The organism is Bradyrhizobium sp. Leaf396, from assembly GCF_001424605.1.
Lineage (GTDB): Bacteria > Pseudomonadota > Alphaproteobacteria > Rhizobiales > Xanthobacteraceae > Bradyrhizobium > Bradyrhizobium japonicum_C.
Map to the genome: position 1 here is coordinate 25,267 of NZ_LMQJ01000029.1, position 22,196 is coordinate 47,462.

Consider the following 22,196-nt stretch of genomic DNA (forward strand, 5'->3'; position numbering starts at 1 on the left):
TTCTGACCGGAGCATACCCATGGCCGACCGCTTGAACGGTTACCGTATCCTAATCCTGGAAACGCGGGAGGAGGCGCAGTTCTCGAAGCTCCTGGTCGAGCAAGGCGCCGAGGTCGTGCAGTGCCCGATGTTCACCATTCACGATGCAGCGGACCCCGCCCCGGTCGAAGCCTGGATCCACCGTGCGATCGACCAGCCATTTGACGATCTCGTGCTGATGACGGGCGAAGGTCTGCGTCGGATCATGAAGCTCGCCCGCACCCGCGGGCTCGACTCCGCCCTCGTCTCGGCGCTTGCCAAGACCCGCAAATTCACCCGCGGCCCGAAGCCGGGCAAGGCGCTGCGCGAGATCGGTCTCGAGGCGCAGCAGACCACCGAGAAACCGACCACCGAAGGCGTGATCGACATGCTTGCCAAGCTCGACCTGAACGGACGGCGCGTCGGCCTTCAGCTCTATCCGGACAAGGACCACAGCGCGCTGACCGGCGCATTGGCCGCGCAAGGGGCCGAGGTCGACACCGTGCTGCCCTATGTCTACGATTCCAAGGCGGCGGATGCAAACATCGTCGCCGCGATCGACGACATGGCCGCAGGCCGGATCGATTCCATTGCCCTGACCAATCTCGGCCAGGTTCGCCGCCTGATCGAGGCAGCGAAGGCGCATGGCATCGAGGCGCGTCTTCGGGCCGGGCTCGAGCGCACGCTGATCGCCTCGGTCGGCCCGGCCGTCTCCGGTGAGCTCGCTGCGCATGCTCTGCGCACTGACATCTCGCCACCAGAGGACGCCTATTTCATGCGTCCATTGATCTCGGCAATGGCCACAACGCTGGCCGAGCGGAAGCCGGCGACCGACAGATAGGAGCTCAGCGCGGGAGCGGCATGCGGCAGTTCAGATTGACACGCGCGTCGCCGGCCCTACCTTGCGGGAAATGAAAAGAAATCACACGGGCAGGGAATCGCCGTGACACGAGCCGTCGCGCCTTGAGCACAGCACGAAGTTCTGCGCTCGCGCCATTCCGCATCCGCAACTATCGCTTCCAGTGGCCCTCCGACCTGCTCACCTCGTGGGCGTTCGAGATCGAGACGTTGGTGCTCGGCTGGTATATCCTGGTTGAAACCGGATCGGTGCTCCTGCTCACCGTACTTGCTTCGCTCCAGTTCGTCGGAACACTGGTTGCGCCCGTATTCGGCATGATCGGCGACCGCATCGGTCATCGCGATCTCCTCGTCGCGATGCGTCTTGCGTACACGGCGCTGTCGTCGACCATCATGGTCCTGGCCCTGACCGGTCATTTGTCGCCGCTGAGCGTCATGATCATTGTCGCGATCATGGGCGTGATCCGCCCGTCGGATCTCGGCGTCCGGGGCGCACTGCTTGCCGAGATCATGCCGGCGGAGCAGCTGGTCGCCGCCATCAGCGTTGGGCGCACGACCCAGGACAGCGCGCGGATCGCCGGTGCGTTGACGGGCGCCGGCCTGTTTGCCGTCCTCGGAATCGGTCTCGTGTATGTGGTGATCGCCTGCCTCTACCTCGCAGCCGCACTTCTCATGCTCTGCCTGACCCGGCCGAAAAGGACCCTCACCACGACCGATCTTCCGGCAAACAGCCATTTCGTTTCCCGTTTATTCGGCGACCTCAAGGAAGGGATCGTCTACGCCTGGAATGGGCCGGGAATGCGCGCAGCGCTGTGCGTCGCCTTCCTTGCCAATCTCACCGCATTTCCCTTTACCGGCGGATTGTTGCCCTACATCGCGCGGGACATCTTTCATACCGACCAGGCCGGCCTCGGCTACCTCTCGGCAAGCTTCGCCATCGGATCTCTGATCGGCTCGATCACGCTCAGCCTGGTCAGCGGCGTACGCATTGCCCGGCTTTTGATCGGCGCAACGCTGGCCTGGTACGCCATGCTGCTGGTGTTCGTCGAGGCCGGGACCTTGCCGGTAGCCATGGCCTGCCTCGTTCTTGCCGGCATTGCCCAGAGCATGTCGATGATTTCGGCCGCCGTGATCCTGATGCGGGCAGCGAGCGCGCATCTGCGCGGCCGCGTCATGGGCGTGCGCATGATGGTGATCTACGGCCTGCCCATCGGACTGCTCGCGGCCGGCAGCCTGATCGACATCATCGGCTATTCCGCGACGGGTGCGCTCTATACCGTCGCAGGGTTCGTCGCGATGTTGGCGATCGCCGTGCGCTGGCGCGCCGACCTCTGGCCGGTGCACGCCCCCGCCAATGCACGCTAGTCCCCGTACCCGCGCAGTCGCTCGATGTCGAGGATGGTGACGCCACCATATTCCAGCCGCAGCAGCCCCTCTTTCTCCAGCCGGTTGAGCGCGCGATTGGCGTTCTGGCGGGACATGCCGGACAGCGCCCCGATCTCCTCCTGGGTGATCTCCAGATGCGCGGTCGATTCCGGATAGAGGATCGGGTTGAACAGCGAAGCAATGCTGCGGGCGAGGCGCGCGGTGGCATCCAGGGTGCGGTTGACCTCGAGCATACCGATAAACTGACCAAGCCGCTCATTAAGCTGGCGAACCAGGAAGCGGTTGAAGCCGACGCTGTTCTCGAACAGCCACATGAAGGCACTGCGTTCCATCAGTGCGACGCGGCTGTCGCGCAGTGCGACCACGTCGTAACGGCGCGGCTCGTTCTTGAGCACACTGCCCTCGCCGAACCAGGCCCCCGCCGTCAGCCCGGCAAGGCTGGTCTCCTTGCCGTCGCGCGAGACCCCGCCCATGCGGGCAAGGCCGCTCACCATGCCGGCCCAATAGCCAAAGATGTCACCGCGCATGAACACGGTTTCGCCGGTGCCGTAGGACCGCTCCGTGATTCCGGCACGCGCGACCTCGATTTCCGCTGGCGCAAGCTCGCGCGACCAGGCGGCAACGCGCTTCAGGTGATCTTCTGAAATCATGATCTCGCGGCCAGCCGCACCGTTTTGTCACTCCGCCTTCTGCTGCATTGCAGCATGACGATTTCGACCGCCATTCGACCAAAGATGAAGGTCGCAGTCGCCCAACAAACTTTGTCGCAGAATTGTCAGCCGGGAGACATTTCAAAATAGCGCTTTCCCCTATTGAGAGCCACCTCGGGCGATACGGCTCTCGGGCCCAAACGGGATCGAGAGTGGCGCCGCGCCGGTCGAGACCATCTGCTGCATGGCCTCACCGCGACCGCCGTACTAGGATCGCCCGACAGAACGGACGAAGAGCGCCGAAAAAAGCGCCGTGACCGGGAGGGATTCGTTTGGTGGCTACCAGTCTTGAAGTGCGCGGCGTGTCCTTGCGATTCGGCGGCGTCCGTGCGCTGACCGACGTCAGCTTCGCCATCGGGGAAGGCGAGCTGTTCTCGATCATCGGCCCCAACGGCGCCGGCAAGACCTCGATCGTGAACTGTATTTCCGGTCGCTACAAGCCGACCGAAGGCCAGCTCTTCTACCAGGACCGCGACATCACGGGCTTGACGCCAAACGCCCGAGCTTCGCTCGGCATCGGCCGCACCTTCCAGAACCTGGCGCTGTTCCACCACATGAGCGTGCTCGACAACATCATGGTCGGCCGCCATCACCTGCTGAAGAACAATTTCCTCACGGGCTCGCTGTACTGGCTCACCGGTGCGCGCAAGGAAGAGCTCGAGCACCGCCGCAAGGTCGAGGAGATCATCGACTTCCTCGACCTCCAGTCGGTGCGAAAAGCTACCGCCGGCACCCTCTCCTATGGCCTGCGGAAGCGCGTGGAGCTTGCCCGCGCAATGGCGTTGGAACCGCGCCTCATCCTCCTCGACGAGCCGATGGCCGGCATGAATTTCGAGGAAAAGGAAGATATGGCCCGCTACATCGTCGATCTCAACGAGGAGTTCGGGATGACGGTGGTGATGATCGAGCACGACATGGGCGTGGTGATGGACATCTCCCACCGCGTCATGGTGCTCGATTTCGGCAAGAAGATCGCCGAGGGCGATCCCGCGGCCGTGCTCGCCGATCCTCACGTCAAGCGCGCTTATCTCGGCGAGGAGGACGAGGTGCTGGTCGATCCGGACGATGCCCGGCCGGCGCAGGAGAGCGCGGCATGATGGACTACGCAAGCCGCGTCGCGCAGGCTGATACCTATCCCAAGATGCTCCGGCTCAACGCCAGGGAGCACGGCAACGAGATCGCCCTGCGCGAGAAGGATCTTGGGCTGTGGCGCATCTTCACGTGGAGCGACTACCAGACGCGGGTGCGCGACTTCGCGCTCGGTCTCGTCGAGCTCGGTCTCGGCCGTGGCGATGTCATTGGGATCATCGGCGACAACCGGCCGGACTGGGTCGCCGCGGAAGTGGCGACGCACGCCATCGGGGGTCTCAGCCTCGGGCTCTATCGCGACGTGCTGGACGAGGAAGCATCCTATCTCCTCAACTATGGCGAGGCGCAGCTCGTCTTCGCCGAAGACGAGGAGCAGGTCGACAAGCTGCTCACCCTCGCCGACCGTGCGCCGAAGCTGAAGCACATCATATATTCCGATCCACGCGGCATGCGGAAATATGACGATCCCAGGCTGATGTCGGCGGACAAGTTTGCCGAGCTCGGCCGGGCACGTGCAGCGCGCGAGCCGGAGCTTTACGACAAGCTGGTCGATGCGACGAAAGGCGAGGACGTCGCGATCCTCTGCACGACGTCAGGCACCACCTCGCATCCGAAACTTGCGATGCTGGCGGCGGGCCGCGTGCTTGGCCACTGCGCGACCTATCTCGCCTTCGACCCGAAGGGACCCGACGACGAATACGTATCGGTGCTGCCGCTGCCCTGGATCATGGAACAGGTGTACGTGCTCGGCAAAGGCCTCTTGTGCCGGATGAAGATCAACTTCGTCGAAGAGCCCGACACGATGATGAACGATCTGCGCGAGATCGCACCGACCTTCGTGCTGTTCGCGCCCCGCGTCTGGGAATCGATCGCCGCCGACGTGCGCGCCAAGGTCATGGACGCCACGCCGTTCAAGCAGCGCCTGTTCGACATCGGCATGAAGTCCGGCCTTGCCGCGCTCGAACAGGGCAAGCGATCCGGCTTTGCCGATGCGATCCTGTTCCGCGCGCTGCGCGACCGCCTCGGCTTCACCCGGCTGCGCTCGGCGGCAACCGGCGGCGCCGCGCTCGGCCCCGAAACCTTCAAGTTCTTCCAGGCCATGGGCGTGCCGCTGCGCACGCTGTACGGCCAGACCGAGTTGCTTGGAGCGTACACGCTGCATCCCGAGGGCAAGGTCGACCCCGATACGACCGGCGTGCCGATGGCCGATAGTGTCGAGATCCGCATCGATAATGCCGACGTTCACGGCGTCGGCGAGATCGTGGTACGCCATCCCAACATGTTCCTCGGCTACTACAAGAATCCCGAGGCCAGCGTCGCCGACCTCAAGGACGGCTGGCTGTGCTCCGGTGATGCCGGCTATTTCAACGACAAGGGGCAATTGGTCGTCATCGACCGCATCAAGGATCTCGCCGAAACCTCGCGCGGCGAACGCTTCTCGCCGCAATTCATCGAGAACAAGCTGAAGTTCTCGCCCTATATCGCCGAAGCCGTGGTGCTTGGCGCCGGCCGCGACGCGCTCGCGGCGATGATCTGCATCCGCTATTCCATCATCTCGAAATGGGCGGAGAAGAACCGACTGTCGTTTACGACCTACAGCGACCTCGCCTCACGGCCCGAGGTCTACGCGCTGCTCCGGAAGGAAGTCGAGACCGTCAACGCCACGCTGCCGCCGGCCCAGCGCATCTCGCGCTTCCTGCTGCTGTACAAGGAGCTCGATGCCGACGATGGCGAGCTCACCCGCACGCGAAAGGTCCGCCGCAGCGTCATCAACGAGAAATACGAGGGCATCATCGACGCCATCTACCGCGGCGTCTCCGACATCCCCGTCGACACCGCAATCCGCTTCCAGGACGGCACCACGCAGCGGGTGCGCACCACGCTCCGTGTGGTGGATCTCGGCGGGCATGGGCACATGGCGGAGGCAGCGGAGTGACACAAGGAATCGCCAAGCGCCGGCTTGACCCGCGCATCCATCCACTTCCGAACACGCTTTCTTCCGCGTCGATGGGTTGCCGGGCCAAGCCCGGCAATGACGAATTGGGTCAATTGGCATGAACACCGCCTTTCTCATCCAGCTCCTGGTCAACGGTCTCGTGGTCGGAACGCTCTATGGCGTGGTCGCGATGTCGTTCGTGCTGATCTACAAGGCGACGCAGGTCGTCAATTTCGCGCAAGGTGAATTGCTGCTGGTCGGGGCCTGGGTGTGCTGGGCGCTGCTGGCGAAATACCAAGTGCCGTTCTGGATCGGCATGCCGATCACGCTGGTGTTCATGTTTATGTTCGGCATCGCCGTCCAGGTCCTGATTCTGCGGCCGATGATAGGCGAGCCCATCATCTCCGTGATCATGGTGACGATCGGCCTGTCCACCGTGCTCCAGGCGACACTAAAATGGATGTTCGGCGTCAACCCGCAGCCGTTTCCGCGCGTGTTCGAGAGCCAGTCCGTCAGCCTGTTCGGCCTCCAGATCCAGACCGTCTATGTCATGAGCCTCGTCGTGTCGGTCGCGATGATGATCGGCATGGCCTGGTTCTTCCGCGCTTCGAAGTACGGCCTCGCCATGCGCGCCACCGCCTTCAACCAGCAGGTCGCCCAATCGCTCGGCATCTCCGTGAAGAGCGTATTCGCGATGGCCTGGGCGATCTCGGCAACAGTCTCGGCCGTCGCCGGCGTCGTCGTTGCGGTCGTGAACGGCGTGTCGTCGGGCCTTGCCGCCTACGGCATCAAGGTGTTCCCGGCGGCAATCCTCGGCGGGCTCGACTCCATCGGCGGCGCCGTGCTCGGCGGCATCATCATCGGGCTGCTCGAGAATGTCGCGCAGTATGTCGACAGCGAATACCTGCACTGGGGCAATCTCTACGAGATCGCGCCGTTCTACGTCCTCATCATTGTGCTGATGATCAAGCCCTATGGCCTGTTCGGCACCCATGACATCGAGCGGATCTGACCCATGGCCGGCCCTGCCCTCATCCCTGCTGGTGACTTCCGCACAACCTACGCGGCGGACACCACGATCTTTCCGACCACCACCAGCCGCAACTTCGCGATCGCTGGCATTGCTCTGCTGTGCCTCGCGCCGCAGTTATTCAGCGGCTACTGGCTCAGCATCCTGATCCAGATCGGCATCTTCTCGATCGCGGCGCTGGGCCTCAACATCCTGGTCGGGTTCACCGGCCAGATTTCGATCGGACACGCCGCCTTCTTCCTGCTCGGTGCCTTCACCTCGGCCTACATCTCCAACAACGCGCCGATCCCGGTGTTCTTCGCGATTCCGCTCGCAGGCCTCGTCACCGCGCTTGTCGGACTGATCTTCGGCATCCCGGCCGCGCGGCTGAAAGGCCTCTACCTCGTCATCGCGACGCTCGCGGCGCAATACATCCTGCTCGACTTCTTCTCTCGTGCCGAATGGTTCTCCGGTGGCTCGGTGCCGGCGAGCGCCGAGCCGTTCTCGATCTTCGGCTACACATTGCGCGGCGACCGGCAATATTTCTACGTCGTGCTGGCCTACGTGCTGGCGAGCTACGTTCTGGTAACCAATCTGATGCGCACGCGCGACGGCCGCGCGCTGGTAGCGATCCGCGACCATTATCTCTCCGCCGAGATCATGGGCATCAATCTCACCAAGTATCGTACGCTCTCGTTCGGGCTTGCCGCCTTCTTCGCCGGCATCGCTGGTGCGCTCTACGCACACTACCAGCTCGTGGTCTCCCAGGAAGGCTTCGGCATCGAGCGCTCGATCCTGTTCCTGGCCATGATCATCATCGGCGGCACCGGATCGATCATGGGTACGCTGATGGGCACCGCCTTCGTGGTGCTGCTGCCCGAGGCGATGGAGTTCGCCAGCCACTATCTCAAGGGCGGCGCGATCGACAAGGCGCTCTCGCTCAACAACAACATCACCTTTCTGCGCGAGATCGCGATCGGGGTGATCATCATCGCATTCCTGATGTTCGAGCCTGACGGCCTTGCGCATCGCTGGCGGCAGATCAAGGCGTATTGGAAACTCTACCCGTTCTCGCATTGAGCGCGGGCAACTTCACTTAAACAATAAACAAGGAGGACCGACCCATGAAGACAAAGTCACTTTTGAGCACAGCATCGCTCGCTCTTGCGATCGCGGCTTTCTCGGCCGGCGCGCAGGCACAGATCGCCATCGGGCATCTTGCGGACTATTCCGGCGGCACTTCCGACGTCGGCACGCCCTATGGGCAGGCCGTCGCCGATACCTTCGCCTGGGTCAACAAGAACGGCGGCGTCGGAGGCAAGCAGCTCAACGTCGATACCAACGACTACGGATACCAGGTGCCGCGCGCGATCGCGCTCTATAAGAAATGGTCGGCGCCGGACACCAAGGTCGCCGCGATCATGGGCTGGGGCACCGCCGACACCGAGGCGCTGACCGGCTTCCTCGCTCAGGACAAGATCCCCGACATGTCCGGGTCCTATGCCGCCGCCCTCACCGATCCCGAAGGCATCAGCGGCAAGGCCAAGCCCGCGCCCTACAACTTCTTCTACGGCCCGAGCTATTCCGACGCGCTGCGTGCGATGCTGATGTGGGCGGCGGAGGACTGGAAGGCCAAGGGCAAGTCCGGCAAGCCGAAATTCGTGCATATGGGCGCCAATCACCCCTATCCTAACGCGCCGAAGGCTGCCGGTGAAGCCATGGCGCAGGAGCTCGGCTTCGAGGTGCTGCCGCCGCTGGTGTTCGCTCTCGCGCCGGGTGACTACAGCGCACAATGCCTGAGCCTGAAATCCTCGGGCGCCAACTATGCCTATCTCGGCAACACCGCTGCATCCAACATCTCGGTGATGAAGGCCTGCAAGACCGCCGGCGTCGAGATCCAGTTCCTCGGCAACGTTTGGGGCATGGACGAGAACGCTGCGAAGACGGCCGGTGACGCCGCCAACGGCGTGATCTTCCCGCTGCGGACCGCGGTGAGCTGGGGCGGCGATGCACCCGGCATGAAGATGGTGATGGAGATCTCCAAGATGTCCGACCCGACCGGCAAGGTCTATCGCCCCGTGCACTACGTCGCGGCCGTCTGCTCGTCGCTCTACATGAAGGAGGCCATCGAGTGGGCCGCCAAGAACGGTGGCGCAACCGGTGAGAACGTTGCCAAGGGCTTCCACCAGAAGAAGGATTGGGTGCCGGCCGGAATGGAAGGTGTCTGCAATCCCTCGACCTGGACGGAGAAGGACCATCGCGGCACGCTGAAGGTCGATCTCTATCGCACCAAGGTGTCGGGTGCGACCGACGGCGATCTGAACGATCTCATGACCAAGGGCACGATCAAGCTCGAGAAGGTCAAGACAGTCGAGCTGCCGCGCAAGCCGGAATTGCTGGGCTGGTGATCGAAGTCTCCGACGTCATGGCCGGGCTTGTCCCGGCCATCCACGTCTGAACACGCGGCACGAAGAACGTGGATGCCCGGGACCAGCCCGGGCATCACGACAGTCACGGATTGGCGGCATACCCAATGACCGAAATCACGGAAGCGACCCGTCCCTCCGCCAGCATCGTCCCTGCGCCACCCCTTCTCGCCGTGCGCAACATCGAAGTCGTCTATGACGACGTCATCCTGGTGCTGCGCGGTCTCAGCCTGGACGTGCCGAAGGGCGCGATCGTGGCGCTCTTGGGCGCCAACGGCGCCGGAAAGTCGACGACGCTGAAGGCGATCTCCGGATTGCTCAAGACCGAAGACGGCGAAGTCACGCGCGGTGAGATCCTGTTCGAAGGCGAACGGATCAACGGCATTGACCCCGACAAGATCGTTCGCCGCGGCATCTTCCAGGTGATGGAGGGGCGGCGCATCGTCGCCGACATGACATCGCTGGAGAACCTCAAGCTCGGCGCCTTCACCCGCAGGGATCGCGAGGTCGAAGCCGATCTCGACATGGTCTTCAACTATTTCCCTCGCCTGAGGGAGCGGACCGGCCTTGCCGGCTATCTCTCAGGCGGCGAGCAGCAGATGCTCGCCATCGGCCGCGCCCTGATGGCACGCCCGAAGATGATCCTGATGGACGAGCCTTCGATGGGCTTATCGCCGCTGCTGGTGAAAGAGGTGTTCTCGATCATTCAGAAGATCAACCGCGACCTCGGCGTTACCATCCTGCTCGTCGAGCAGAATGCGCGCGCGGCGCTCTCGGTGGCAAGCCACGGCTACATCATGGAACAGGGAAAGGTCGTGCTCGACGGCAGCGCGGACGAATTGCGCGACAACGAGGACGTCAAGGAATTTTACCTCGGCGGCGCCGGCGACCAGCGCAAGAGCTTCAAGAACCTCAAGAGCTTCAAGCGGCGCAAGCGCTGGCTGTAGCGTTTTCAGGCGAAGTGGGAACCGGTTCGCGTGAAGAAAACGCGTCAATACAAGAGAGCTTCAATTTTCAAGCACCTGCTCCGCCTCCGTGACCGCGCAGAGAACATGATAGAACGACGACGCAGGAATGGTGTCGATCAGCGACTTGCCGTCGCGATCGAACTGGTCGAACCAGCCGCCCTTGACGGGATGGCTGAGATAATGCCGTTCGAGCCGCACCAGCGCCCGACGTGCCTCATCCGCCGCTCCCGCCTCGCCGGACTCGGCTTGCGCGATCCACGCCTTTGCGATCTCAGTCTGCGGCCACAGCCGGCGCGTGCTGCGGCGGATGTTGCCGACGTCATCGCCTTCATCGATCAGGCACCCTGTCGCCTCGTCGCGATAGCGCAGCGCGGTGGCGAGCAGCTCCGCGCGCCGCTGCCCGGTCGGGCAGCCGGTGATGCGCTCGAAGCCCTTCAACAGCCACACCCATTCCGCCTGATGTCCCGGCTCGACGCTGACCGGCTCGATCTTCGACCAGTCCTCCTCGAAATATTCCGTCAGGATGCGCTTCTGCTTGTCGTAGAGATTGGCCAGGAACAGCGCGAAGAATTCTCCGGCCCGGTTCTGGAACGACAGATCGTGAGTCGCCTCGAAGCACGCGATCATCGCCTCGAACAGATGCATGTGCGGGTTCTGCCGGCGCGGCAGCGAAACCGGAAGGCCCTCGTGAACGCCACCATGGGGCGAGCGCAGGTGTCCGTCGAGGAAGGCGAGCAGCGCTTCGATCTCGGCGCGGACCTGCGCATCCTGGTCGAGCGCGTAGACGCTGGCGAGCGCAAACAGGATGAAAGCGTGATCATAGGCATCGCGCCGGGCGTCCAGCACCGCGCCCTCGGGTGTCAGCCGGTGCACATAGCCGGGCCGTCCGTCTGGCGATTTCGCTTTGGCCAGCAGATGCGCCAGCCCCTTCAGCGCGATCGCGCGCCCCTCGGGGTACCAGCCCATCTGTGCGGCTTTGGCATAGCACCAGATCTGCCGGGCCTGCACGAACACGCGCCGCGGCGCTGCTGCGTCCGCCGTGCCGTCGCGGTGCAGCCGGTCGATGAAGCCGCCGGCGGCGTGGTCCCAGCCGACGGTCGACCAAAGCGGCAGAGCCTCGTCGATCATGCGGCGCTTCAGGCGCGCCACGACGTCCGTCGCCTCGTCCGCCGCAGTCAGTCCTTCGTCCGCCATCAGGCCCTCTTCAAACCTAGCCGATGGCGGTCTGATAGCCATGCCGGTGGCGGCGCGCAACGGATGCCAACACGGAAACAATAGCCATGATCGCTCATTTCGACGCCCGCGAGACGCGGGAGCCAGCAGCGCGGGAAGCCGACCTGTTCGCCCGCCTTCCGGAGGTGCTGCGAGCGGCGATGGCCGCCCCGGCCTATGCCGAGCGGCTCAAGGGTTTGGATCCGGCCTCCGTGACCTCCAGAGCGGCTCTGGCGGGCCTGCCGGTGTTGCGCAAGTCGGAACTGCCCGCCCTGCACAAGGCCTCTGCGCCCTTCGGAGGCTTCGTGGCGTGCCCTCCCGGCTCTTTCGCACGTCTCTTCACCTCCCCCGGTCCGATCTTCGAGCCCGAAGGGCGGCAGGCCGATCCCTGGCGAGGCGCAAGGGCGCTGTTCGCGGCCGGGTTCCGCCCCGACGATATCGTCCTCAACACCTTCAGTTACCACCTCACCCCCGGAGGATTCATCTTCGATGCGTCGGCACGCGCGCTTGGCTGCGCCGTGATCCCAGCGGGCCCCGGCAACACCGAGCAGCAATTCGAGCTGATCGAAGCCTATCGTCCTGTGGGCTACAGCGGCACGCCGGATTTCCTGAAGATCCTGCTCGATGCCGCGGCAAGTGCCGGCCGTGACATCTCCTCGATCAAGCGCGCGCTGGTTTCCGGCGCCGCATTCCCGCCCTCGCTCCAGGCCGAGATCAAGGCGCGCGGTATCAACGCCTACCAGGCCTTCGGGACCGCCGATCTTGGCCTGATCGCCTTCGAAACCGAGGCGCGCGAGGGCATGGTCGTGAACGAGGACCTGATCCTGGAGATCGTCAAGCCAGGTACCGGAGATCCGGTGGCGCCGGGCGATGTCGGCGAGATCGTGGTGACATCGCTCGACCCCCACCATCCCTGGATCCGGCTCGCGCTCGGCGACCTCACCGCGGCCCTTCCCGGCACCAGTCCATGCGGGCGCACAAATATGCGGATCAAGGGTTGGATGGGCCGCGCGGACCAGACCACCAAGGTCAAAGGCATGTTCGTCCGGCCCGAGCAGATCGCCGAGATCAGCAAGCGCCATTCCTCGCTGGGACGACTGCGCCTCGTCGTGACGCGCCAAGGCGAAACAGACGCAATGACGCTGAGGGTCGAAACGGCGGCCGCAAACGACGCGCTGGGCGAAGAGATTGCAGCCAGCTTGCGCGCCGTGACGAAACTCAGCGGCGCCGTCGAGCTGGTCAGTCCAGGCACGCTGCCGAACGACGGCAAGGTGATCTCGGACGAGCGCTAGAAGCTGACCAGTTTTGCGCACACGTGCGCTTCAATAGTCCGCTGTTACGACGAGCCGCCGGCGGAAAATAACAGGGATTCCAAACCGCTACCAGGGAATTTCTCGTCAGATAATAGGGAATATGCGTAGCCCAAGCAGGGAAGCCTCATCGAAGCGCGGAAGTGGATGAGACAAGCGCTCGAGATACTTACCCCGTCTGGCCTACGACGGAAGTCGATGGGGTCGTTCCAGGAGTTGATGAAAGCGCGCACTATGAGTTCGCTTATCGGCGCGCTGGTATCAAGGTCGCTCATTGTGCCGAGCAATTCGAGAACGATGGAAGCATGCTCGCGAGCATCGTCAAGAACATCGAGCGCGTGATGGCGGCCGAGTACAGTCGCGAGCTATCGGCGAAGGTCTATGCCGGTCGATGCCGCTTTGCGCGGCTGGGCTATAAACCCTGCGGGCGTGTCGGCTACGCGCTCGTGCGGGAGCTCGTCGATGAAGAGATGCAAACCAGACAAGCGATGAAGAAGGGGGAGCGGAAGTACATCCTGGCCGACCACATTCGCATTAGACCGGGCGATCCATGGAAATCGCTGTCGTGAAATGGATTTTCGAACGGTTTTTGGAGGTTAGATCCGTGTCAGTCATCGCTTTGGAGCTCAACCAGAAAGGCCTCGTCTCGAGTACCGGCGCGGCGTGGATCCGCGCGGCGGTTGGCACTGTTCTCAGAAACGAGAGCTATATCGGAAATCTCATCTTCAACAAAAGCTCCGACAGGCGGCGGTGAAGAACCCGCCCGAACAATGGATAAGAAGAGAGGGTTGCACCGAGCCCATCATCGATCGCGAGGTCTTCTTCAGAGTCAGGAAGATTATCGAGGAGCGTCGGGTTGATCTGTCCGAGGACGAGATGCTCGGTCCGTTGCGCAAAGCTCTTAGAGAGGGCCGCTTGACGCCGACCAATATAGATTGAACGCTAGGACTGCCCTGGTCTGCGAACTGCCAGACCCACTTTGGCAATTTTCGAGATCTGTAGCGGCTGCTCGGCTACACCCCGAAGCGCAATTACGAGCTTCTCGATGCGCGTCCGGTTTGGTCGGAGCTTAGGTCAAAGCTTGTCGAACAGGCCGCTGCTAATAGGCGGCTGGCGGACGGATCATTTCGGGGGCTGGAGCAATTGCCTTCGAGTGAACGGGACGGCCTTTCTTTCTGTGAGGGCCGCCCGTTGGACCCTTGGCCAAAAGCCAACGCATGCACCGTATTGGAGCATCGAGCGGGAGGTGTGCCTTCCTCACGGCCGGATCGCCGCCATCCGCCTAGCCGAGCACAAGACAGTGCTCGATCACGTATCGTTGCCGACCGACGGCAAAATAAAGCGCACAATCCGCTTTTCCGAAACGTCACGAGCCCGGCGGGAGGATTGCGCGTTTGAAGACCGTCAATGATGTAGTCTAAGCCATTTTTCCGGCGACTTAAAAAGCCGGATGCTACTTCCCGCGTTGCGCAATGGTCGAGGAGCAAGCGGCCAAGAACGCCGCAACCTAAACCAGAAACATCCGCCGGCGGCGCTGATATCAGTAAACCGGGTTTAAGACCTTGTGCTGGCGCTCGGGCTGAGCTTTGATGCTCGCATTTGGGATATGCCTACTATGAGTGTTAAGTCGATTGCCGCGAAAATCCTCAGAGACGAACTCACGTCCATGGCATCCGATCGCTGACCATCCAGGAGTCGGAGAGGATCGCCGCTCACATCTTCGAACGGATCACTGACCTCGAACTGGAGCTTGCCGCATGCGACTTCGTCTCCTCGCACACCGCGATCGCGACTAGCCTTCTCGCTTTCGCGCTATGCAGTCCGAAGGGTCGCCATGCCGGCGTTGGGCGCCATCCCGGTCTCAGGTTGCAAATTACAGCGGGGATTGCGTCGGGACCGAAAGGAAGAGCATTTCTGAAGCTGGCTCCCGCCCGGTCAACAACTTTCAATCACGAGCCCGCTCTAGATCTTCGCCTCTAGTCTCGGGTCAAGACTGGATGGACCAGCTAAAAAATGAGCAGGCGCCCCCGTTTCACGCCAGCAAGCTGCAGTGCTATCATCAGCGGACGGCCGGTTATGCGGTCGCAATCTCAGTTAACTCCCGCCGGCCTTCCAAGTCGGCGGGTTTTTCTATGAGATTGAACCGAGGAGATGCTTCGGTTCGGAAAAGGCGGATATTACGGCGCTTTTACACCGTTGTGCGGCCGCATCGGGTCATATAGATAGAGCCGGTGTCAGCGTCAGTCGCGTTTGAGATTCATGATTGCGTACAAGCAGTATCACATCCAGCGGTTTGAGCACGGCCACAAGCGCTGGGTTGCCCGCATCACACGCTCGGATGGCCAAAACATTCGCACCATCCTGCCGGCTTCTGAGCATCCCTACCTTGATACGAAACCCACCGCCTCCGCCGAGGAAGCCGAGGAGCTTGCCAAGGAAGGCATCGACTTTGGGGGTATCGTTTAAGCGGCTCCTGCGGAGCTCTCTTCCCCTTAGCACGCGAGATCGGAGGATCCCCTAATGGCCTTCCCGATGGGCACTCACGTTCGTTAGGAAGCTGTCACCTGGCTGCTCACGGAGGGATCTGTTTTCCAAGCCAGGCCAGCCCCGCCGAGCAAGCGGCTGAGAGCAATGCTGTCCAAAACCAGGAACGGCCACGAGCGGCGCTGATTGATCGAAGGTACAGGAACGCTCCGAGTACTTTTCCGTAATTCCTTTGGAACTCTCCATTAAGCTTAGCTACTTCAGGCAGGTCGGACAAAGTCTTGCATTCATCGGCCATTGGCTGGGCGCCATTGGCGGGGGACCAGCACCCTATGAACCACTGTTTTGTCCGACGATGCAAGTTCCATTTCGGTTTTATCGATTCGCCTCGCAAGGCCGGCTGACGAGGCCGGCTTGCGATTGAAGATCAGACCTAACTGGCTTAGCCGCTTACCTCAGGCTTGAATCGGGCCAATGGGGAATCTCCTCGAACGTCCGAGATCGACGCAAGGTCGGCCGCACCATCGCGTAGAGCACGAAGAGGCCGATGGCAATGACTGCCAGCAGGGGAAATGTAGTTCATGACGCTTCCAAAGGAATACCAGCAGTACTGCACAAATTGCCCAACTGGGCGGTGTCACTCAGCTTGAACCGACATTGGTGAGCTCCCGCTCTGACGGCTCGCCTTGAGCTTGACACCCTCATCCATTATTCCCCTTCACGCGTTTGAGCCCACGCCGCTGTCTCGACAAAGCAGCCTTCTCATAACGCTCCAGGCGCGCCAAGACCTTCATCTGCAGTGCGGCCCCCTCAATCACGGCCAAGATCAAGGCGAGCTTAAAAGCTCGCAGCCTATTCTGTCGATCTCTGGCTTGAGCCAGATCTTGAAGCGCAGCCTCCATTCCCGCTCTTTTGAATTCGTCCGCAAGAACTGCATCGAACCCGGCAAAACCACAACCAGCGGCCTCGTTCCAACGAGACAGCCCGTGCTGATAAGCGTTGCGGCTCGATATTGCTTTCCCAACACTGGTTCGAGGACCGGTACTCTTCTCTGCGTTTGCGCGATTGGCTTCGATTTGTCGCATGGACGCCAATGTACCTCCTTGATTTCGCGCGCTAGCAATCAACCATCCGCCGATCTGAGAATTGACGAGGTCAGCCTTCGTCCCCGCGGCCGCAGCGCGAGAGTGGTTGATGCAGTGAATCATGAGACCGGCCCGCTTAGCAACGGGACGATAAAGGTGTGGAGATTGGTACCATTGAACAGATAGCCGGCGATGCCGGCCGCCTGTGCCGAGGCAAGGTCGCTTTGCTTGTCTCCGATCATGAAGCTAGCATCGATATCGACTGGATATCGCTCAAGCAGAGCTCTGATCATTCCTGGCTGCGGCTTACGACAGTTGCAGAGGACACGGTATCGCTCAATCAATCCATCGGGATGATGCGGGCAGAATTCGAAAGCATCGATGTGGGCACCAACACTATCAAGCTCACGCGACATCCATTCGTGCAAGTTGCGAACATGGCGCTCCTCGTAAAATCCCCTCGCAACTCCTGATTGGTTCGTTACGACAAACGCAAAGTACCCGGCGTCGTTGACCGCTTTAACAGCCTGCTGGGCTCCTTCGACCCATCGGATCTTGTCCGGATCAAAAGCGTAGCCATCATCCTCATTGAGGACCCCGTCACGATCAAAGAAAACTGCCGGACGCCGCAAAGCTCGCTGACCTACGTTCGAGGAAATACACGATACTCCGACAACCACTGCTTCAATTCAACCTGTTGCGGCTGGATAGGATTGGATTTCCATGCCGCGCCATCTGCAGCCAGCTCGTTGCTGCTCGCGTATGATTTGGCTTCCTTTTGTCATTTTTGATGTCGGTCAGCCTACACTCGCCTGGTGTAAGCGCGCGAGAACAAGAGGCATTCCCTACGGAAAAGCGAGCAACATTATTGCTGCAGAAAGGACTGGCATTCCCCCGCGATTGGAGCGTTACTGAGTCGCCCGGGCGCTAGCACCGATCATAGCGCCGGTATCTCGCCTCGCGGATGCGGGGCTTCGGGCAGTGCGGCATGTGAAGCCGCTTGTTCTTGCGTAGGAGATACCGGTGACAACGGTTCAAACGAATGGCGCGGACGCGCCCAATCACATCATCAGATTCAACCCAAACGACCGACGGCATTTCATTGGCGGCTCGGATGCCCGCATCATCATGGGGGATGATCAAGAGAGCCTGATCCGACTTTGGCGCGAAAAGCGCGGCGAAGCAGAGCCGCAGGATCTCTCGGACAGTTTGGTTGTCCAACTCGGGACTGTGACGGAAGTCTTGAACCGCGCCTGGTATCAGCGCGCGAGCGGATTCACGGTGAAGGACATCCAGAAGCGTGTTCGTCATCCCGTGCACAAATGGATGGCGGCGACGCTGGATGGGACCGTCGAGCAAACCGGCGCGGTCTTCGAAGCCAAGTTCATGCTGCCCTGGGCCTTCACCGAGGAAGCTGCAGCCGAGAAGCACATGGCTCAGCTGCAGCACGACATGTGGTTCACCGCATCTCGTAGCGCCGTTCTCTCCATCATCACAGGCGGCGGCAAATGGGTCGAGATCAAGATTCACGCCCACCCGCCCTGCTCACCCACTTGTTCGGAAGGCTCGCCAACGCCGCCATGTTGCTCTGGCGCTGTGTCCAGAGTGGCGAGCCTCCCGCTCTGTTCAACATCGAGACGCCTCGCCCAGGACTGGAGGCTGTCAGAGTGGTCGACATGTCCACCTCGAACCAATGGGCAGAGCTGGCGGCCACCTATTTGCGAACCCGAGAGGCCCACGGGCAACATGAGGCGGCGAAGGCCGACCTGAAAGCTCTCATGCCGGAAGACGCCAAGGAAGCCACCGGGCACGGGATCAAGGCCAAGCGCTCCAAGTCCGGCGCAATCAGCTTCGAAGCCCAGGCGACGCAGGGGCCCCATGCATCAGTCCAGTGAGCAGATCGGGACCATCGCCGCCGCCCTCGCCCGGGCCCAGGCTGACCTGACAAACCCCGAAAAGACCCTGACCGTCGTGATCCGATCGCCTTTCCGCGGGAGGATGATCGAACCTTCCGCTACGCGTCTCTGGCCTCGGGTCTGGATATCGTCCGCAAGACGTTGAGCCGCAGGAGATCGCGACCATCCAGACCACTCGGATTGAGCAGGTCACGGGCCAAATTCATCTCACCACGCTGCTCGCCCACGCCTCCGGAGAATGGATCTCCTCAGACCTTCCGGTCTGCGCCTCAAAGGAGGTCGAAGCCCCGCACCGGATGGGGGGGCGGCGCTCACCTATGCCTGCCGCTATGCCCTGTTCGCCTGGTTTGAAATACCGGGGAAGACGATCTAAATGCCTTTGATTTCGTGACAGTACCTCCGTCGGCCCGCGAGCCTCAGAGCCCAGCGGAGCCCGAAAGGAAAGCCGCCCGGGGAGCGTTCTGAACGGCCCTCGGTGTTGCCGCCCGAACTCGCTGAATACGATCAAGCCTCTTCTTTTGCTTGGGCGTCGGTCACCTCGATTTTCGATAATCAAGGTGTGCTGGATCGTGTCACGCACGTGTTAGACGATGGCCATAAGGCAATCACGGACTGGGACCGAGCATCGTCGCAAGCTTGGACCGTCTCGACAAGTAGCTATAAGTCGGAGGGCCAGTTGGACAACGTTCAGCAGAAGTTAGACGATGGCCGCATCTATTTCACGGATTATGACGATCGGTCGGTCTTCTCCTGGAAGACTGCGGTTTCGGAGTACGTCCCAGGGCGGCCTCTCGTCTGTATCTATTTACGGCGACGCCGGAGGTGTCTTCGTTACGACCTCCGATGCCGCCGGAACGCAGTCGCGATCGCAGCCAATCACCGGCTATGACTCACAAGGGATGGACTACGTAACCATTATCAATGACGATGGCACGGCTGCCTATACGGATTACGATCAGGCGAACCAATCGAACATTTTATGGTGTTTGTACATATGATCAACAAAACCAATTGGTGCACACCTATGTGAGCTATGACAGCGGAGGCTATATCGCTTAGAACGTGCTGCGCTGCGCGAAATGGAAGACAAGCCCGTCAGCGTGCACCGTCGCCTCCTTATCCGTTCCGGCCGGGATTCCTTACGAGGTTCTGGGCGAGCACTTGAACCGCGGCATTCGGCAGTTGGATGCCCGAAAGCTTCCATCCGTTGCCCTCGAAGTGAAGGCTGACGCTTCCTTCGTTTTCCGCCTCGCCGACGAGGATTTGAAGCTCGACCGGCTTCGTTGGCCTCACACGCTTCAAGATGTCGAAGACCTTGGCGGTGTCGATATCGGTCAGGCGCTGCATGTTAGCGTCGACCCCGCCAACGCTGATGGCACCCTTGCTCAAGACCGCCGTAAGGTTCTCCGGCGTTAGCATCTTCGCGATCATGGCGTCGGCAACGGAGGCTCCATACGTATTGGCTGCTAACCGCTCCAACGGCTTCACTGGCCGCTCACGGCCGATCTGCTTGAGGTAAGCCGCGACGATTTGATCCACTAGGGAGCGGCGCACTCGTGCCGTGTCTGTCCGCGCAAGCACTTCGGCGCCATCGCCAGCCTTGACCGCCTGGACCAGACCACCGAGAGAGACAATCGCGGAACCAATGTAGATCCCAAGGCAAACAAGCAAAGCAACCAAAGACCCGAAAAACCAACGCATTGGGCATCCTTTCTGGATCGCGCCCTGATGGATGTCGTTTGTGATGAGATTAGGGCTCGCTGGCGTGAATAGAGCCGACAATTCAGTCGGTGTTCAGTTCCTCGAGCATTAATTCACCGGCCGGGAGAAGTGTATGCGGAGACTTCGGATATTGCTGACTATCGCCTTGGTTACCCTCGCCGCGTCTCCAACTGCAGCGGGTCTGATTAATGAGGCTCGAGGTGTGCCGCCCGAGGTTCGAGCTTACTGGAACAGGGCCGGATCGGCGGTGTGTCCGCAAGACTACGATTACGTCGCCCGGATCCGTCGCTGCGTCTCCCGGGCGGCAATGTCCGGCGCAGTCCCTGCTCAGCGAAACCGCCGCGGCTCTGCTGTTTGCCCGGCGGACTATGACTACGTGGCGCGGTACAGGACCTGCCTGCCGAGGCAGTAGAGGCCCGCCACCGCGAGCCGCACGGCAGGACATCATTGGCGACATCGTCGTCGCAGTCTAGAGGGGCCGGCTCGATCTCAATGACCTGCGATCCCGCTTGAGTTTGCGCAAGGAACTGATCGCATAGATAACCCCTCCTTCGCTCGGCGCGATGTCCAAAGCAGATGGTCCTCACGGACAGGCCTTGCCGACACGGGTAAGGACTAGCAACGTCAATTCACCGATGGTGTAGCTTGCACTCGCCTACAAATTGCTCTTGAATTGCAACATGACCCAGCCTCTCCGACAAATTATGGGCCAGCTGCGGATTATCGGTTTATCGTAATTTTCTCCCTGGCCAGCGGTTGTGCCGGACTTTGGCTTGGCGGATTGGTAGGCGCTTCCCTTAGGGCAAGCCTTTTACCGATCGCAGAAGCATCGGTCGGAATTGCCGCGACCATTGCCAAATGATCTGCCCAGATCCCGTACCAGTTGGGCGCATATAGCTCGATCCAGTGCTCTCACTGGGTGTAGCGAGAGCCTTCACCCACTGGGCTGGGTCAGCGACACAAGCGGCTAGCACACTTTCGTGTCCAGCGGCGTGTTGGCACTGGCGTAGCACCGGCTTTGGAGATTAAAGGCGTTTTGCTACGAGCCGGCGCTGTTCTTCTCTGACGGATCAACTGGGAATTTCGGTCGGTCGGCGATACTCTCCGATCGCCAATCACGACCAACCAAGCTGCGATCAGCGCTCTGTTTCGCACGGCAATCAATACACTGGGAATCTGGCGCTGATGCCAGGCGGATTCCCGGACTACAAAGCTCTGATCGTCCGACCGGGCATGATGGCCGATAGCTTGCGCTCGCCAGGTCGGGAATGCAGTCTTCATCCAAAGCCATCATTGACGCGACCAAGAAGCGCGCGGAGAAGCTGCTATCGAAGGGTAAGGATGTCGACTTCAAGGAGCGCTTCGGATGGAGCCCAACAGCGGCACAACGGACATTCGGAACCTAAGTCGAAGCATTGGACGCGGTCACTGGGCGTCGAGATCCGGTGCGTCGTCCCTTTCAACAACTTTAGCGAGTTCAACAAGGCTGAAGGCGAGAACACATGGTCCGCGGTTGACGAGAGCCGCCCTCAGGCTTGCTTTGCCGGCCTCTAGAGCGTTTCACATTTTGATTGAAGCATAACCGGCGGTTGCGAAGTAGTTGGCGCATTCGCGAGGCTGGATGTCCTGGACGAGGTGACCGATATGGCGCCAGGTGTCCTCGATGGTGCGCTTCTGAGCTTGCCGCATCCAATGTTTGATCTTGGAGAAGGCCTGTTCGATCGGGTTGAGGTCGGGCGAGTATGGCGGCAGGTACCAGAGCCTGGCGCCGGCAGCCTTGATCATCTGCCTGACGGCTTTCGACTTGTGGCTATAGCGCGACAATCTGGGTGGGAAGCGCGCGACAATCAGGATGGCGAGTCGGTGTCGCGGCGAGGTGATGATTGCCGCGATGATTGTCGCGCGCAAGAGTTTTGTTGGCTCTGATTGTCGCGGAGCGTCAATCAGCGACAGTTTTGGGTGTCGCGTGCGAAGGCGGCCGTCCGGGGCCGCGCTTGCGTTCGAGGGCGGTGCGCCTGCGATAGCTCTCGACGTTCATCTCGACGATGGTGGCGTGGTGAACGAGGG

The 22,196-nt window shown here is 61.4% G+C and carries 16 protein-coding genes and 4 pseudogenes; 14 read left to right on the forward strand and 6 right to left on the reverse strand.

Going from position 1 to position 22,196, the window contains the following annotated elements; genetic code table 11:
- Positions 1–19 precede the first annotated feature (19 nt).
- Positions 20–859 (forward strand): uroporphyrinogen-III synthase, encoded by an 840-nt coding sequence (locus ASG57_RS23730; RefSeq protein WP_024343316.1) that lies wholly within the window; start codon positions 20–22, stop codon positions 857–859.
- Between the two features lie 122 nt (positions 860–981).
- Positions 982–2,241 carry an MFS transporter gene (locus tag ASG57_RS23735; RefSeq protein WP_057197695.1) on the forward strand — a complete coding sequence of 420 codons (1,260 nt, stop codon included), beginning with the start codon at positions 982–984 and terminating at the stop codon, positions 2,239–2,241.
- On the opposite strand, the gene ASG57_RS23740 is transcribed toward ASG57_RS23735, so the two are convergent.
- A complete protein-coding gene (locus tag ASG57_RS23740; RefSeq protein ID WP_024343314.1) occupies positions 2,238–2,912 on the reverse strand; it encodes a Crp/Fnr family transcriptional regulator in 675 nt (224 codons plus the stop codon). The genes ASG57_RS23735 and ASG57_RS23740 overlap by 4 nt on opposite strands.
- A gap of 335 nt (positions 2,913–3,247) precedes the next feature.
- Between ASG57_RS23740 and ASG57_RS23745 the strand changes: the two genes are divergently transcribed.
- The 6 genes from ASG57_RS23745 (at position 3,248) to ASG57_RS23770 (ending at position 10,379) form a co-directional block, all read left to right on the forward strand.
- Positions 3,248–4,069, forward strand: coding sequence for an ABC transporter ATP-binding protein (locus ASG57_RS23745; RefSeq protein ID WP_024343313.1), 822 nt, complete (start codon positions 3,248–3,250; stop codon positions 4,067–4,069).
- The gene (locus ASG57_RS23750) at positions 4,066–5,997 is read left to right on the forward strand and encodes a long-chain fatty acid--CoA ligase (RefSeq protein WP_057197697.1); all 1,932 of its coding nucleotides are present in this window, start codon (positions 4,066–4,068) and stop codon (positions 5,995–5,997) included. The genes ASG57_RS23745 and ASG57_RS23750 overlap by 4 nt, the downstream gene beginning before the upstream one ends.
- Before the next feature lie 118 nt (positions 5,998–6,115).
- Positions 6,116–7,009: a branched-chain amino acid ABC transporter permease gene (locus ASG57_RS23755; protein ID WP_024343311.1), complete on the forward strand. Its 894-nt coding sequence runs from the start codon at positions 6,116–6,118 to the stop codon at positions 7,007–7,009.
- Positions 7,010–7,012: 3 nt separating this feature from the next.
- Entirely contained in the window at positions 7,013–8,086 is a 1,074-nt protein-coding gene (locus ASG57_RS23760; RefSeq protein WP_057197699.1) for a branched-chain amino acid ABC transporter permease, read from the forward strand.
- A gap of 44 nt (positions 8,087–8,130) precedes the next feature.
- Positions 8,131–9,414, forward strand: coding sequence for an ABC transporter substrate-binding protein (locus ASG57_RS23765; RefSeq protein WP_057197701.1), 1,284 nt, complete (start codon positions 8,131–8,133; stop codon positions 9,412–9,414).
- Positions 9,415–9,539: 125 nt separating this feature from the next.
- Entirely contained in the window at positions 9,540–10,379 is an 840-nt protein-coding gene (locus ASG57_RS23770; protein WP_057197703.1) for an ABC transporter ATP-binding protein, read from the forward strand.
- A 60-nt stretch (positions 10,380–10,439) separates the two neighbouring features.
- Here the strand turns inward: ASG57_RS23770 and ASG57_RS23775 are convergent, their stop codons facing one another.
- On the reverse strand, positions 10,440–11,594 hold the full coding sequence (locus ASG57_RS23775; protein ID WP_057197705.1) for an AGE family epimerase/isomerase: 1,155 nt from the start codon (positions 11,592–11,594) through the stop codon (positions 10,440–10,442).
- An 86-nt stretch (positions 11,595–11,680) separates the two neighbouring features.
- On the opposite strand from ASG57_RS23775, the gene ASG57_RS23780 reads away from it, so the two are divergent.
- From ASG57_RS23780 to ASG57_RS23805, 4 genes and pseudogenes are all read left to right on the forward strand, one after another.
- Positions 11,681–12,904 (forward strand): phenylacetate--CoA ligase family protein, encoded by a 1,224-nt coding sequence (locus ASG57_RS23780; protein ID WP_057197708.1) that lies wholly within the window; start codon positions 11,681–11,683, stop codon positions 12,902–12,904.
- Positions 12,905–13,227: 323 nt separating this feature from the next.
- The gene (locus tag ASG57_RS23790; RefSeq protein WP_057197712.1) at positions 13,228–13,491 is read left to right on the forward strand and encodes a hypothetical protein; all 264 of its coding nucleotides are present in this window, start codon (positions 13,228–13,230) and stop codon (positions 13,489–13,491) included.
- Positions 13,473–13,861: pseudogene (locus tag ASG57_RS40105) on the forward strand (recombinase family protein). The gene ASG57_RS23790 and the pseudogene ASG57_RS40105 overlap by 19 nt, the downstream one beginning before the upstream one ends.
- Positions 13,862–15,181: 1,320 nt before the next feature.
- Complete coding sequence (locus tag ASG57_RS23805) at positions 15,182–15,388, forward strand: hypothetical protein (protein ID WP_057197719.1); 207 nt, start codon at positions 15,182–15,184, stop codon at positions 15,386–15,388.
- A gap of 719 nt (positions 15,389–16,107) precedes the next feature.
- On the opposite strand, the gene ASG57_RS36990 is transcribed toward ASG57_RS23805, so the two are convergent.
- The gene (locus ASG57_RS36990) at positions 16,108–16,491 is read right to left on the reverse strand and encodes a hypothetical protein (RefSeq protein ID WP_230646867.1); all 384 of its coding nucleotides are present in this window, start codon (positions 16,489–16,491) and stop codon (positions 16,108–16,110) included.
- A 119-nt stretch (positions 16,492–16,610) separates the two neighbouring features.
- Complete coding sequence (locus tag ASG57_RS36995) at positions 16,611–17,171, reverse strand: D-glycero-alpha-D-manno-heptose-1,7-bisphosphate 7-phosphatase (RefSeq protein WP_502690811.1); 561 nt, start codon at positions 17,169–17,171, stop codon at positions 16,611–16,613.
- Positions 17,172–17,619: 448 nt separating this feature from the next.
- On the opposite strand from ASG57_RS36995, the pseudogene ASG57_RS23820 reads away from it, so the two are divergent.
- Positions 17,620–18,386 (forward strand): annotated as a pseudogene (locus ASG57_RS23820) (YqaJ viral recombinase family protein).
- 1,137 nt (positions 18,387–19,523) lie between these two features.
- Here ASG57_RS23820 and ASG57_RS23825 read toward each other — a convergent pair.
- On the reverse strand, positions 19,524–20,108 hold the full coding sequence (locus ASG57_RS23825; RefSeq protein ID WP_057197725.1) for a DUF2939 domain-containing protein: 585 nt from the start codon (positions 20,106–20,108) through the stop codon (positions 19,524–19,526).
- Positions 20,109–21,243: 1,135 nt separating this feature from the next.
- Here ASG57_RS23825 and ASG57_RS39335 point away from each other — a divergent pair.
- A pseudogene (locus ASG57_RS39335) lies at positions 21,244–21,680 on the forward strand (SOS response-associated peptidase); the annotation flags it as partial.
- A gap of 9 nt (positions 21,681–21,689) precedes the next feature.
- Here ASG57_RS39335 and ASG57_RS23835 read toward each other — a convergent pair.
- Positions 21,690–21,941 (reverse strand): annotated as a pseudogene (locus tag ASG57_RS23835) (transposase); the annotation flags it as partial.
- Between the last annotated feature and the right edge of the window lie 255 nt (positions 21,942–22,196).

Bases quoted from the DNA above. Each gene is read 5' to 3' on its own strand.
- ASG57_RS23780 (WP_057197708.1), top strand. From the start codon at position 11,681: ATGATCGCTCATTTCGACGCCCGCGAGACGCGGGAGCCAGCAGCGCGG.
- ASG57_RS23765 (WP_057197701.1), top strand. From the start codon at position 8,131: ATGAAGACAAAGTCACTTTTGAGCACAGCATCGCTCGCTCTTGCGATC.
- ASG57_RS23740 (WP_024343314.1), bottom strand. From the start codon at position 2,912: ATGATTTCAGAAGATCACCTGAAGCGCGTTGCCGCCTGGTCGCGCGAG.
- ASG57_RS23755 (WP_024343311.1), top strand. From the start codon at position 6,116: ATGAACACCGCCTTTCTCATCCAGCTCCTGGTCAACGGTCTCGTGGTC.
- ASG57_RS23825 (WP_057197725.1), bottom strand. From the start codon at position 20,108: ATGCGTTGGTTTTTCGGGTCTTTGGTTGCTTTGCTTGTTTGCCTTGGG.
- ASG57_RS23770 (WP_057197703.1), top strand. From the start codon at position 9,540: ATGACCGAAATCACGGAAGCGACCCGTCCCTCCGCCAGCATCGTCCCT.
- ASG57_RS23760 (WP_057197699.1), top strand. From the start codon at position 7,013: ATGGCCGGCCCTGCCCTCATCCCTGCTGGTGACTTCCGCACAACCTAC.
- ASG57_RS23730 (WP_024343316.1), top strand. From the start codon at position 20: ATGGCCGACCGCTTGAACGGTTACCGTATCCTAATCCTGGAAACGCGG.
- ASG57_RS23750 (WP_057197697.1), top strand. From the start codon at position 4,066: ATGATGGACTACGCAAGCCGCGTCGCGCAGGCTGATACCTATCCCAAG.
- ASG57_RS36990 (WP_230646867.1), bottom strand. From the start codon at position 16,491: ATGCGACAAATCGAAGCCAATCGCGCAAACGCAGAGAAGAGTACCGGT.
- ASG57_RS23790 (WP_057197712.1), top strand. From the start codon at position 13,228: ATGCTCGCGAGCATCGTCAAGAACATCGAGCGCGTGATGGCGGCCGAG.
- ASG57_RS23805 (WP_057197719.1), top strand. From the start codon at position 15,182: ATGATTGCGTACAAGCAGTATCACATCCAGCGGTTTGAGCACGGCCAC.
- ASG57_RS23775 (WP_057197705.1), bottom strand. From the start codon at position 11,594: ATGGCGGACGAAGGACTGACTGCGGCGGACGAGGCGACGGACGTCGTG.